This is a genomic window from Parabacteroides sp. Marseille-P3160, assembly GCF_900162725.1.
Taxonomy (GTDB): domain Bacteria; phylum Bacteroidota; class Bacteroidia; order Bacteroidales; family Tannerellaceae; genus Marseille-P3160.
The window spans coordinates 1,475,754-1,488,937 of record NZ_LT799418.1 but is presented as its reverse complement, the minus strand read 5'-3'; the positions used below and the strand labels follow the sequence as shown (position 1 = coordinate 1,488,937).

The 13,184-nt window shown below is 43.1% G+C and carries 9 protein-coding genes; 8 read left to right on the top strand and 1 reads right to left on the bottom strand.

The genetic code is table 11. The annotated features are described in order from the left end of the window. The first annotated feature begins 8 nt into the window (after positions 1-8). From BQ8014_RS06025 to pfkA, 8 genes are all read left to right on the top strand, one after another. Positions 9-3,101 carry a SusC/RagA family TonB-linked outer membrane protein gene (locus tag BQ8014_RS06025; RefSeq protein ID WP_139785089.1) on the top strand — a complete coding sequence of 1,031 codons (3,093 nt, stop codon included), beginning with the start codon at positions 9-11 and terminating at the stop codon, positions 3,099-3,101. A 34-nt stretch (positions 3,102-3,135) separates the two neighbouring features. After that, a complete protein-coding gene (locus BQ8014_RS06020) occupies positions 3,136-4,926 on the top strand; it encodes a RagB/SusD family nutrient uptake outer membrane protein (protein WP_080903581.1) in 1,791 nt (596 codons plus the stop codon). Between the two features lie 24 nt (positions 4,927-4,950). Beyond that, a complete protein-coding gene (locus BQ8014_RS06015; protein WP_080903580.1) occupies positions 4,951-5,910 on the top strand; it encodes a DUF1735 domain-containing protein in 960 nt (319 codons plus the stop codon). A gap of 115 nt (positions 5,911-6,025) precedes the next feature. Then, the gene (locus BQ8014_RS19685; protein ID WP_080905843.1) at positions 6,026-7,840 is read left to right on the top strand and encodes an FAD-dependent oxidoreductase; all 1,815 of its coding nucleotides are present in this window, start codon (positions 6,026-6,028) and stop codon (positions 7,838-7,840) included. 402 nt (positions 7,841-8,242) lie between these two features. Further along, positions 8,243-9,250 carry a type IX secretion system protein PorQ gene (gene porQ, locus BQ8014_RS06005; RefSeq protein ID WP_080903579.1) on the top strand — a complete coding sequence of 336 codons (1,008 nt, stop codon included), beginning with the start codon at positions 8,243-8,245 and terminating at the stop codon, positions 9,248-9,250. Between the two features lie 3 nt (positions 9,251-9,253). Further along, positions 9,254-9,952 (top strand): (d)CMP kinase, encoded by a 699-nt coding sequence (cmk, locus tag BQ8014_RS06000; RefSeq protein ID WP_080903578.1) that lies wholly within the window; start codon positions 9,254-9,256, stop codon positions 9,950-9,952. Then, positions 9,949-10,815, top strand: a complete 867-nt coding sequence (locus BQ8014_RS05995; protein ID WP_080903577.1) for a 4-hydroxy-3-methylbut-2-enyl diphosphate reductase — start codon at positions 9,949-9,951, stop codon at positions 10,813-10,815. Before cmk ends, BQ8014_RS05995 begins: the two co-directional genes overlap by 4 nt. A gap of 84 nt (positions 10,816-10,899) precedes the next feature. Continuing rightward, complete coding sequence (pfkA, locus tag BQ8014_RS05990; protein WP_080903576.1) at positions 10,900-11,880, top strand: 6-phosphofructokinase; 981 nt, start codon at positions 10,900-10,902, stop codon at positions 11,878-11,880. Between the two features lie 51 nt (positions 11,881-11,931). Here pfkA and meaB read toward each other — a convergent pair whose 3' ends face one another. Next, the gene (gene meaB / locus BQ8014_RS05985) at positions 11,932-13,047 is read right to left on the bottom strand and encodes a methylmalonyl Co-A mutase-associated GTPase MeaB (protein ID WP_080903575.1); all 1,116 of its coding nucleotides are present in this window, start codon (positions 13,045-13,047) and stop codon (positions 11,932-11,934) included. Positions 13,048-13,184 lie beyond the last annotated feature (137 nt).

Below are 13,184 nucleotides of genomic sequence, written 5' to 3'. Positions count from 1 at the left end.
AAAGTAATATGAAATTAAATATATCAATTCATAAGATTTACATAACGTTCTTACTGATTCTTTTACCAGTAAGTATGTTATCGGCTCAAGACACAAATAATCCGAACCGCCGAAATTATACCTTGTTGGTAAAAAACGAGGCAGGGAAACCTTTGGATGAAGTATCTATTATTGTTGGAGAAGGTGTATCCCATGCATGGACTAATAATGTAGGGACAGCTGACTTTATGGCTACTGATAAAGATTTTATTACTATTTACAAACAGGGTTTCAAAAAGAAAATATTTTCAATAACTAATATTCCCCAAGAAGTAATATTGACGGAAGCGCTACTTTTTAAAAGTGATGATGATGGCGTTGCTTTTCCATTTCTCACTTATAAAAGACGAGATATAACCAGTTCCGAATTTGTCCTCCGGGGAAATGACTTGGAAAGTTATCCAACATCGGACCTCAGAAATGCCTTCGTCGGACTTGTTCCCGGTTTAGATATTATAGAACGTAATGGAAGTCCGGTCCTTTCGGCCTTGGAAAAAGCAGCTGTGGATGGAATAACCCCTAAAGTAAATATGTCAATGCGTGGCTATAAACCGATTTTCATTGTTGACGGACTTGAGGTAGACATCGCCGAGATGCCTCTTGATCCTCAGGAAATAGAATCGGTAACATTTGTCAAAGATATTATATCAAAGGCGATGTACGGACCAAAAGGAGGGGATGGCATTATTAATATTAAGACAAAACGAGGCAAACAAAACGAACGTATCGTAAATGCCAGCATCGAAAGTGGGATAAGTATGGTGGATCGCTTCCCGGAATGGGTATCAGGCGCCGAATACGCCGAACTAAATAATTTAGCGCGTAAGAATAGTGGCATGAACCCATTATATTCTGCCGACGCGATTGCCAAATATGCCCTGAACGATCCTTATGATCTTCTTTATCCGAGCATTGACTTCAAACAAATGCTTTGGAAGGATACACGTCCTTTTATGCGGGCAAATGTATCCAGCAGCGGAGGTAACAATTGGGTAAAATATTATGCCTATATCGGATACAATCATGAAGGGGATAATTTTAATATCGGGCCGAACTCCGATTATAACAGAATAAATGCACGTTCAAATATCGATGTTAATGTTACCAAAGATTTAAAAGTAAGTCTCGGTATTTATGGAGGTGTCACGATTAAAAATGCACCCAGTTATGCTTCTACAGTAACTAATACGGAAATGGAATTATTATTAGAAGACATGAGAACCGTCCCGCCTATTGCTTTCCCGGTTTATGCTTCAAACGAGGAGGGAAATAACCCTTGGTACGCAGTCTCATCCAACTATAGCAGGAATCCGATAGGGAGTTTGGAAGCTTGTGGATATTATAAAGAACAGACGCGTTCCAGTGCAGCTAATATAGCTTTGGATTATGATTTTACAGACTTAATCCCAGGATTGAAATCCCGAACATTTCTTTCATTTAATCTTTTGAATTTAACACGAATAGGGAAACTGAACAATTATATAGCTTATATGGTGAACCCTACACTGACACCCGAAGGAGAAGAAACCATAGAATTAACAAAAGTACATGATGGGGTAGACAATACAGATCAGTCGAAAATACTTGATTATTATTATCAACGTTTGGCATTTCATCAGTCTTTAAGCTATGACAAAGCTTGGGGTGATCATGAAATGCAATTGGGATTGATTTACTCCTTGTTCAATGGGATGAAAGATTCCAGACGTGAGCCAGACCGCCAGCAAAACGGTATATTCACGGCCATGTATTCCTTTCAGAATAAATATTCCATAGAAGGAGCGTTGAATTATGCCGGAACATCAAGTTTCAAAAAAGGCAAACGTTATAACCTCTTTCCCGCTTTAGGATTGAGCTGGGTAATCTCCGATGAAAACTTTCTACAAAATACGGATTTTCTTGATTTCCTGAAATTACGTGTAAATGGAGGCATTTTGGGTTACGACGGACTGGCTACTGCCTTTTATTATCAGGATAGATGGTCTACAGCTTCTTCTATAGCTCCATTCGGGCCGCATAGCGCTAACCAGTGGTTTGGTTCCAGCACGGAAACAGTCTCACAAACCTATCCCAACAGAATCGCGAATGAAGGTCTAACCTGGGAAAAACGGAAAGAATTCTCAGCAGGGCTAGATGCTCTTATGTTTGACCGGAAACTGCATTTAGAGTTCAATTATTACAATAATATCCAGGATGGAGTTATCGCTAAAATGAATTACATGTTACCTTATATAACAGGTTATTCGTCTGCGAGCCCTTGGGTTAATTATAATAAGTTCCGTTATTACGGGGCCGAATTCTATCTGGCATATTCCGGTAAATCAGCTGATTTCAAATATAGAATTGCGGCAAACGCCAATATACGCAACAGTAAAGTATTGAAGTATGACGAACCTAATTATAGAGAATCTTATCTCTCATATATCGGAAAGTCTAAGGATGCCATTGCGGGTTACACCTATGTGGGGCGTTATGCTTCGGATAGCGAAGCCCAAGCTGTCATCCAGAATTTTGATGAGACACTATCTGAGAATGACTTAAAATATCATGATAAAAACAATGATGGAGTTATTGACGAAAACGATATATCATATATCGGCCATGACAGTCCCCGTCTGATATATGGACTAAATGTGAAATTAGAATACAAAAATTTCGAACTAAACATAACTGGCTCCGGTCGTGCATTCTATGATATTATCAAATCAAATACCTATTTCAGAAACGGATCAGGAGATAATACCTATTCAAAATATGTAAAAGACAATATCGATGGAGCATATCCCCGTTTGACTTACCAAAGAATTAACAATAACTTCCAAACCTCTGAATTCTGGTTGGCAAACGGTAGTTTCTTTAAATTACAAAATATGGAACTGGCTTATAATCTGCGATTGAACAACAAAGGAATCGGCATTCAGTTTATCCGGTTCCATTTACGCGGAGCCAATCTGTTCACCATTTCAGAATTGAAGGATGTCGACCCCGAATCAATAGACTCGGGAATTACAATGTATCCTTTGTTTAGAACGTTTACAGGTGGTCTAACAATGTCTTTTTAATGACTCATTTGGCATTTAAATAAATTATTATCACATGAAAATAAGAATAATAACTTTTTTAGCAATTATTGGTTTTTTGAGTTCCTGTAGTGAATTCATGGAACCCTATCCCAATGGAGGATATACGACTGATGATATTTGGGAATATCAGAATATGGTACAGGGTTTGATTGTACAATGTTATGACTATCTGCCTAGAAATTATAACAATACAGAAGGTTCCTATCTAGATGGGGCGACAGATGATGGTGTGATTACTAATACATCACATGCTATTCGCCGTCTGGCTGTCGGAGCATTGCCTTCCTCATCGGATCCTTTTTTGGAATATTGGACGCGTGATTATAACGGTACATACCTGACTAATTTATTCTTGAAAGACAGAAACGGTTATAACACTCGTTTCCTGGTCGATGAACATAAAAACGATCTTGTCCGCACCAGGTTACAAGGAGAAGCTTTTGCTTTACGGGCATGGTTCCTTTGGGATCTGCTACAAAAGTTCGGGGGAAAAGGGCTTAACGGTGAAATGTTAGGGGTGCCTATTCTGTTGGAGCCTATAGAAATAGAGGAAGCAGAACAACTCACTCGCAATACCTATGATGAATGTATAAAACAGATACTCTCCGATTGCGATTCCGCATATAAATACCTTCCCATTGCTCATCGGGATTTCCTTGTTACAAACGAAACCGACAAGGCTTATGCCGGATCACGCTACTGGGGACGTTTTGACGGAATTACTACCAGAGCTATCAAAGCCAATGTATATCTGACATGGGCCAGTCCCAGATTTAATCCGAATAATGATATAGCACGTTGGGATTCGGCTGCCGTATACGCCAAAGAGGTAATGGATTTTAAACTGACTATCGATAATGTAACCAACGGTTTCAACAAGACTGATGGCGTTAATTGGTTTAATCCGAATTTTCCAGGGATTATCTTCGCTTCGCGCTATGTCAATGCCAATGATGCTATGGAACGGATGTTCTATCCCGGAGGATTCCAGGGTAACGGTGTCATGGGAGCCACTCAGAATTTGGTTGATGCTTTTCCGATGAGTAATGGCTATCCCAAGGAGCATCCTAAGGGAACTGCATTATATGACCCTAAGGATCCGTACAAAAACAGAGATCCTCGTTTCTATAGTATGATTTTCTATAATCAGGCTCAGGCAAAGAAAAATGAAACCGGAGCTGTTATGTATACTTTCGAAAACTGGGAAGGAGGCAAGGATGCCCCGGGACCAATTAATAACAGTCGTACCAATTATCACATCAAAAAATTTGTATTTATGGGCTTGAATTGGTCGGATAACAGTCCCAATAAACAGCCGCATTCAAAATTTTTCATTCGTTGGGCACATATGTGTCTGGCTTTTGCAGAAGCAGCCAACCAAGTGGTAGGTCCTATTGACGTTTCTAAATACGGAATATCCGCAAAAGAAGCTATTTCGTATCTAAGATCGAGGAAGACTTATAGTAATAACAATGGATTTCTAACAGATCCTTATCTGGATGAAGTAGCTACCGCCGGGAAGGACGAATTTGATAAATTTATCAAAAACGAACGTCGTTTGGAAACATGTTTCGAAGGTATGCGTTTTTTCGATTTGCGTCGTTGGTCAACTTCATTAGCAGATTTGAATGAACCGGTCCGTATGGCAAAAATCATCCGTAACAGTGATGGTTCCTTCACTTATGATTTTTCCCAAACAGTCGAATCACGGGTCTTTAAATCAGCCTATCTTCCCATTCCTTATCAAGAAATATTACGTATGGATAATTTAGTCCAGAATGAAGGCTGGGATAGTTGGAAATAAGTATTAATTATAATTTTTTTAATCATGAAAAAAATATATTTCCTGCTCGCTCTGAGCATATTGGTCTCTTGTTATGACGACTATATTGAAGATTACGATTACAATGCTGTCTACTTTACACAACAGACAAATGTCCGGACCTTTGTGGTCGGCGAAGGAATGCAGATAAAAGTCGGTGTCGCTTTGGGTGGAGTCAGAGAAAATACATTCAACCGTGAAGTTGATTTTGTTCTTGACAATAATTTGCTCACGGATGAAATCCTTACCACCATGAAGGGAGGAGTAAGCCATATAAAAGACTATGTATCGTCTGTTTCGGAATTATTGCCTTTACCTGCCGATTATTTTACATTAAGTGATAATAGCAAGATGATTATCAAGGCAGGAGACCATAAAGGAGTAATTACTGTCAAAGCAGATTCTGTTAAATTTCTGGCAGATACTAAAACGTTAGTTGCCAATTATGCGCTTCCTTTTTATATTACCGATGCTGATACCGATTCGATACTTTCTTCTAAAAGATATTCAGTCATCGGGTTACGCTATGAGAACATGTTGTTTGGAAACTATTGGCATGGGGGTGAGACGGTGGTGAAAGATGCCTCCGGGAATGTAGTAGAAACAATTAAATATTATACGGCTATTCCTTCGCCAGAGTCCAAGGTCATGAAGCTGCAAACAGTAGCTCCACACTCTTTAATCACTAACAGAATCAGTGACAGTGCCGGTTCGTTTAAGATCACATTAGACGGAGACAATATCCTGATAAGTAAGGCGGATGATTCAAACATTGAAGTTTTACCGGATGGCGAAAGTAAGTTCAACCGGGCAAAATTACTTCAGGATAGAAAGCTCTATCTGAAATACAAATATGATAATGGCGACGGGACGACATCCTATGCAACTGATACATTGACTTTCCGCAATAGGATCAGGGATGGGGTCAACGAATGGCAAGATGAAAACCCTGCAAATTACGAATAAACAACTGATGAGCATAAGGGCAATGTCTGTTAATACCCTTTATTCAAAGAATTACAACTTCAAACATCCGATTTTAGTACGATCAATCACCAAGCATAATATAAAAAAGAATCTTATGAAAGGAAAAATTCTATTAACATTCTGGATATATACTTTTTTCATATCCGTTTCTTTTTCTCAAAAAAACAGTATGATCTTAGTTGAAGCCGAAAGCTTTACCGAACGTGGGGGCTGGGTTCTTGACCAACAATTTATGGATCAAATGGGATCCCCTTTCCTGATGGCTCACGGTCTGGGAAAACCCGTTGCAGATGCCTCAACCCAAGTCTCTATTCCTAAAAAAGGGAAATGGCACGTCTATGTCCGGACATGGAATTGGTGCGCCCCGTGGAAAACCAATGAAAAACCCGGACGTTTCCAACTTTCCGTGAACGGCATTAAGTTATCCAACGAATTAGGGGTGGGTGATCAATGGGATTGGGAATACGCCGGAAGTATTGACATCAAAGGAAAAGAAAATAGGGTAGCCCTGCATGACCTGACAGGGTTCAATGGCCGTTGCGATGCTATACTCTTTTCACAGAACAAAGACGTCGATATACCCAATGAAGGCGATAAGATGTATAAGTTCCGTAAGAAATTATTGGGATTACCGGATAAACCTGAAAATGGCGGTACCTACGATATGGTGGTGGTGGGCGCCGGTACTGCAGGACTGGGTGCAGCGATAAAAGGTGCCCGTGAAGGCTTGAAGGTCGCTTTAATTCACAACCGTCCTGTACCTGGAGGTAACAACAGTGTAGAGGTTCGGGTAGTAGCGAGCGGCGGACTTAATTTGGAACCCTATCCGAGATTAGGTGATGTTATCAAAGAAATCAAAAATGTTTATCAGAGACCCGATAAAGTTGATGCTATTATCACATCGGAAAAAAATCTGACCTTTTTCCCCAACATGCACGTATTTAACCTTGAAAAGGATGGAGATAGGATCAAATCTGTTACCGCTAAACATATCGAAACTAATAAGGAAACGATTTTCTATGCTTCGGTCTTTGTCGATTGTACCGGTGATGGAAATGTGGGTTTCCTTGCGGGTGCCGAATATCGAGTAGGACGTGAAATGCGAGCTGAAACACGTGAAACATTGGCTCCTGATCGTCCTGATAATATCGTATTGGGAACTTCATTAACATGGTGGAGTAAAATGACTACGCAGCCTTCTTCTTTCCCCGAATGTGAATGGGCTATACAGTTCAACGAAGAAACCTGTGAAAAGGTAACCCGTGGCAGCAATTGGTGGGAGACCGGTTTTCGCTACGACCAAGTGAACGAAGCCGAGTTTATTCGCGATTATTTGTTCCGTGCCATTTACGGCAATTGGGCCTTCTTGAAAAACAAGAGTAAAGATAAATCAGGCTATGCTAATCGTGAACTGGAATCTGTTTTTTATGTAGCCGGCAAACGCGAATCACGACGTTTGATAGGCGACATTATACTCAAACAACAGGATTCCGAAGGAGAATACATCAAATACGACGATGCCTTTGTCACTTGTACCTATAATCTCGATCAACATTTTCCTACTCCAAAAAATAGTTTCTTCTTTCCTAATGAAGAGTTTATTTCTACCATGAAACATTATTTTAATGATTTGGGAACCCCACGCCGTTACCTACGCGACGACCAAGTAATACCTCCTTTCCGCATCCCTTATCGCTGTATGTACTCAAGAAACGTGGATAATCTATTTATGGCAGGCCGTAATATCAGTGTATCGCATATCGTGCTATCAGCGAGCCGTGTACAGGAAACGACAGGGATGATGGGAGAACTGGTAGGCCTTGCGGCTTCATTATGTAAAAAATATAATTGTCTGCCTAGAGATGTGTATAAAAATCATTTAAAAGAACTGGAAAGTAAAATTAAATAAACAAATATTTTGAATGTAAAGCTACTGCCTGAAACGACTATAAACCTTTCTTAGAAGGGCTCCAAATGCTTATCTAGACTGTTTTTAAGAAGTTACTCAAAACACGGAGAACATGATACGTTGTTAATATATCATATCATGTTCTCCGTGTTTTGAGTTAAAAGCAAATTAACGAGGATCCCCAGAAATTAGAATTTAGAATAAAGCTTGCTTATTTTATCCTACCTTTCCAAAAGAAAATCCAAGGAAAAAATCATTCTTGGTATAACTTTTTCCCGTTTTCTTCGTTTTGATAACATATCGGTTCGAGCATACATCGAATGAAGGAAGGACTAATAAGGTACAACCGAATGAATTTCCGGATGAATCGATGTATCTTTGAACCTATTTTGGGGCAGTAATATGAGAAATATACATTGGATACTTTTTCTGTTTCTTTTATCTCCTGTTGTTGTTTTAGCACAGGATGGTAAGGGAGTCTTTAATTTCCTCCGTTTCCCGACTTCTTCGCGGGCCAATGCACTGGGCGGCCATACCGTCGCTTTGGTTGAGCCGGACCCATCGCTGATTTTCCATAATCCGGCCTTGCTGGGCGGGGAGATGGATCAGATGATCAATGTCAACTATATGAAGTATTTCGGAGACATCCATATCGGAAGCGCCGTCTTTACAAAAGCTTCCGGGGAACGGGGAGCTTGGGGAGTCGGAGCTACTTTTATTAACTACGGTACAATCAAGGAAGTGACGGTGGACCATGTCTTCCTGGGAGAGGTATCCATGAAAGACATTAGCCTGAACGGCTTTTATGCCTACGACCTATCCGACCGTTGGCGGGGCGGCCTTTCTCTGAAGTTCCTCTATTCTTCGCTGGCAGACTATACCTCCATCGGATTGGGGGTGGATGCAGGACTGAGTTATTATGAATCCGAAAAGAATTTCTCTTTCGGATTCACCCTGAAAAATATCGGCGCCCAACTGACGGCCTATGACGAAGAACGGGAGAAAATGCCTTGGGACATCCAGATGGGAATTACCAAGAAGATGGAACACGCCCCCATCCGCTTTTCCTTGACGGCCATGTACCTAAACCGGTGGAAATTCGATTATATCGACGACAATAATCGCCCGAAGGAGATAGAAGAGAATTTTTCTAAAAGATTGTTTAAGCACTTTATTATAGGAGTAGATTTAGTACCTTCCGACAATTTTTGGATCGGAGTCGGATTTAATCCGAAAACGAATATGGACATGAAACTGGCAGAGGGAGGAAACGGCATGGGAGGTTTCTCCATCGGAGCAGGCTTGAGAGTGTCCAAGTTCGATGTTAGCGCATCGGTTGCCCGGTACCATCCGTCGGCCCTTTCGCTAATGGTCGGGATTTCTACCTCCCTACATGATTTTAAACCCTGAGAAATGAAACTGATTATTGCAATAGACGGATATTCTTCCTGCGGAAAGAGTACGATGGCCAAGGAATTGGCTCGCAGGATAGGTTATACCTATATAGATACCGGCGCCATGTACAGGGCGGTCACCTGGTACGCCCTCCAAAAAGGATGGATAGCGAACGGGATAGTCGACGCCGTACGCCTACAACAAAGCCTGGATGAAATAGAAATTACGTTCCGTGTCAATCCGCAGAACGGACGGACGGAAACATGGGTGAACGGCAGAAATGTGGAGCAAGAGATACGCAGTCTGGAGGTAGCCAAGTGGGTCAGCCAGGTGGCCGCCTTGTCCTTCGTACGCCGCGCCCTGGTCGATCGCCAGCAGGCGATGGGAAAAGATAAGGGCATCGTGATGGATGGACGCGACATCGGCACGGTGGTCTTCCCGGATGCAGAACTGAAGATTTTCGTCACGGCTTCGGCCGAAGTCCGTGCCCAACGACGTGTCGACGAAATGAGAGAAAAAGGAGAAGAGGCTTCCTATGAAGCCATATTGGAAAATGTCCGAACCCGGGACCGGATTGATACGACCCGGGCAGACAGCCCGCTGAAAGCTGCCGGGGATGCACGGATCCTCGACAATACGCACCTCAGCCTGGAAGAACAAAACGCCTGGTTGTTCGAACAATATCAACAGGTTTTAACTAATTGTAAAGAAGTATGATTGAAGTAGAAATAGATAAGGGCTCCGGATTTTGCTTCGGGGTCGTCAATGCAATCAAAAGCGCCGAACGTGAACTGAATGATTCGGAATCTTTGTATTGCCTCGGCGACATCGTGCATAACAGCCTGGAAGTCGAACGCCTGGAAGAGCGAGGGCTTCAAACAATCGAACATGAAGAATTTTCATCTTTAAAAAACAAGAAAGTCTTGCTCCGGGCTCATGGCGAGCCGCCGTCCACTTACCTGGCGGCCAAGGAGAACAATATTACGATTATCGACGCGACCTGTCCGGTCGTGCTACGGTTACAACAACGGATCCATCGTTGTTATGAAGAGATTAAGGACAAAGAGTCCCAACTGGTGATCTATGGTAAAAAGGGACATGCAGAAGTGAACGGTTTGGTGGGACAGACCAACGGGACTGCCATTGTAATTGAGAAAGCGGAAGATTTGGATCAATTGGATTTCAACCATGATATCTTTCTCTTTTCGCAAACCACCAAACCCCTGGACGGTTTCCTCAAGATCGTCGCTGAAATCGAGCGACGGAAGGCTCCACAGACAGTTTTCAAATCCTATGATACCATCTGCCGCCAGGTCGTCAACCGCGTACCGAATGTCAAAGAGTTCGCAGCCAACCACGACTGGGTTTATTTCGTTGCGGGCAAGAAAAGTTCCAACGGGAAAGTGCTATTCGAAGAGTGCCGGAAAGGGAATCCAAACACTGTTTTTATCTCCGATCCGGAAGAGATAACCGAGCCGCTTCCTCAGGGAATCCGGCGCGTAGGGGTCTGCGGAGCCACCTCCACTCCTAAATGGCTGATGGAAAAAGTAGCGAACCGCATCAAAGAATTAAATCCTTGATAAGATTTACATAAGAAATAAAAAAGGAGAGGATTATAATCAAAAAAATGCTAAATTTGCAACTCATCTTTAAAAAAGATAGGTATGTCTGCAATTAAATGTATTGGTATTTTGACATCTGGAGGAGACGCTCCGGGTATGAATGCTGCCATCCGTGCAGTCACTCGTTCTGCAATTTATAACGGTATGACCGTTAAGGGTATCTATAGGGGCTACAAAGGCCTAATCACAGGAGAGGTCGAAACATTTAACAGTCAAAGCGTTAGTAATATAATCCAGCGGGGCGGAACGATCCTGAAAACCGCCCGTTGCATGGAATTCAAAACTCCGGAAGGCCGAAAAGTGGCTTATGACCGTTTGGAGGCCGAAAAGATCGACGCCTTGGTCGCAATCGGAGGAGACGGAACGCTGACCGGCGCACGGATCTTTGCCCAGGAATTTAATTTCCCGATCGTAGGACTGCCGGGTACTATTGACAACGACCTTTTCGGCACGGATGTAACCATCGGTTATGATACGGCGCTGAACACAATCATCGAATGCGTCGACAAGATTCGTGACACAGCTTCCTCCCACGAACGTCTGTTCTTCATCGAGGTAATGGGGCGGGATGCCGGGTTCCTTGCCTTGAACGGAGCGATTGCTTCCGGCGCCGAAGCGGCGATCATTCCCGAAATATCAATGGAAACCGACCAACTGTCGGATATGATAGAAACCGGATTTCGTAAATCCAAGAACAGCAGTATCGTACTGGTTGCCGAAAGTGAAATTACCGGAGGTGCCATGGGCGTTGCCGAACGGGTAAAGAAAGAATATCCGCAGTTCGACGTCCGCGTATCCATCCTCGGCCACTTGCAACGGGGAGGTTCCCCTTCCGCCCAGGACCGTATCCTGGCCACCCGGATGGGAGCCGCTGCAATCGACGCCTTATTGGACGACCAGCGGAATGTCATGATTGGGATCCAGAACGACCAATTAGTCTATGTGCCGTTCTCTAAGGCAATCAAGAATGACAAGCCGATCAACAGGGAACTGCTGAATACCCTGCGCATCGTTTCGATGTAAGAAAACGGAGTGTAATAAGATAGGATAATAAGGGATCTGGGGATGAATATTTTATTCGTCCCTATGATCCTTTTCTCTTTCGGGATGGCCTAAATAGAGTTGCATCATGCGGCGGGCAGCGATATAGGAACTCACTTCGTTGTTCAGTACGCGCGCCTCCATGAGAGGCAATTCCTTCTCCACCAGCGGATGGTGGTAAAATTGATGGCGGAGGCTATATTCGATGCTTTCATACATCTGGTATTTTGCCTGTTCCCGCCGTTTCTGTTCGAAATAGCCGTTGTCTTTCGTAAATTTAATATATTCCAGGATCATATTCCAGACTTCCTTGATCCCTATCTGGTAATAGCCTGAATAAGTCAGGACTTTCGGAATCCAGCCGGAAGCGGTAGGAGGGAAAAGATGCAAGGCGTTCCGGTAGTGGGATGCAGCCATTTTGGCTTTTTCGATATTGTCGCCGTCCGCCTTATTGATAATAACGCCATCCGCCATCTCCATGATTCCCCGCTTGATACCCTGTAATTCGTCACCCGTTCCGGCCAACTGGATCAACAAAAAGAAGTCGACCATTGAATGAACGGCGGTTTCGCTTTGCCCGACGCCTACGGTTTCGACAAAAACGGTATCAAAGCCGGCGGCTTCGCAAAGGATAATCGTCTCACGGGTTTTCCTCGCCACGCCACCTAAAGAACCGGCGGCTGGAGAAGGACGGATAAATGCATTTTTCTCACGGGAGAGGGCTTCCATACGGGTTTTATCACCTAAAATGCTCCCCTTCGTGCGTTCACTACTCGGATCGATCGCCAAGGTTGCCAACCGGTGCCCTTGTTTCAGGATGTACATTCCAAAGGCGTCGATGGAGGTACTTTTGCCGGCTCCCGGAACTCCGGTGATACCGACACGAACCGATTTCCCGGAAAAAGGCAGGCATTTTTCAATAATGTCCTGAGCTAAGTTCTGATGTTCTTCCCGTGTACTTTCAACCAAAGTAACCGCCTGACTGAGCATCGTGATATTTCCCTTCAGAATGGCCTCCACAAACTCTCCCGCCGAATAGGTTTTCTGCCGCGCCTTCGGCTTGAAATACGGATTAACGGTGGGAACATTTCCGATCCCCTTATTCACCCTCAATCCTTTATATTGGGCATCATTCTCCGGATATTCCATCTTTATTTTTCTTTTTCCGCCGTCACTTTAATTTGACGAACGGGACCGTTCGGGTCATTACATACAAGGGTAATCAAAGCATCCAATGAAGATTCTAACTTTTTCGGATTCAATTTCACTTTGAGTATGGCGGTTTT

What these genes read in the sequence shown, in the direction of transcription:
- porQ (WP_080903579.1), top strand. Translation starts at nt 8,243, where the DNA reads ATGAGAAATATACATTGGATACTTTTTCTGTTTCTTTTATCTCCTGTT.
- BQ8014_RS05995 (WP_080903577.1), top strand. Translation starts at nt 9,949, where the DNA reads ATGATTGAAGTAGAAATAGATAAGGGCTCCGGATTTTGCTTCGGGGTC.
- BQ8014_RS06025 (WP_139785089.1), top strand. Translation starts at nt 9, where the DNA reads ATGAAATTAAATATATCAATTCATAAGATTTACATAACGTTCTTACTG.
- pfkA (WP_080903576.1), top strand. Translation starts at nt 10,900, where the DNA reads ATGTCTGCAATTAAATGTATTGGTATTTTGACATCTGGAGGAGACGCT.
- meaB (WP_080903575.1), bottom strand. Translation starts at nt 13,047, where the DNA reads ATGGAATATCCGGAGAATGATGCCCAATATAAAGGATTGAGGGTGAAT.
- BQ8014_RS06015 (WP_080903580.1), top strand. Translation starts at nt 4,951, where the DNA reads ATGAAAAAAATATATTTCCTGCTCGCTCTGAGCATATTGGTCTCTTGT.
- cmk (WP_080903578.1), top strand. Translation starts at nt 9,254, where the DNA reads ATGAAACTGATTATTGCAATAGACGGATATTCTTCCTGCGGAAAGAGT.
- BQ8014_RS06020 (WP_080903581.1), top strand. Translation starts at nt 3,136, where the DNA reads ATGAAAATAAGAATAATAACTTTTTTAGCAATTATTGGTTTTTTGAGT.
- BQ8014_RS19685 (WP_080905843.1), top strand. Translation starts at nt 6,026, where the DNA reads ATGAAAGGAAAAATTCTATTAACATTCTGGATATATACTTTTTTCATA.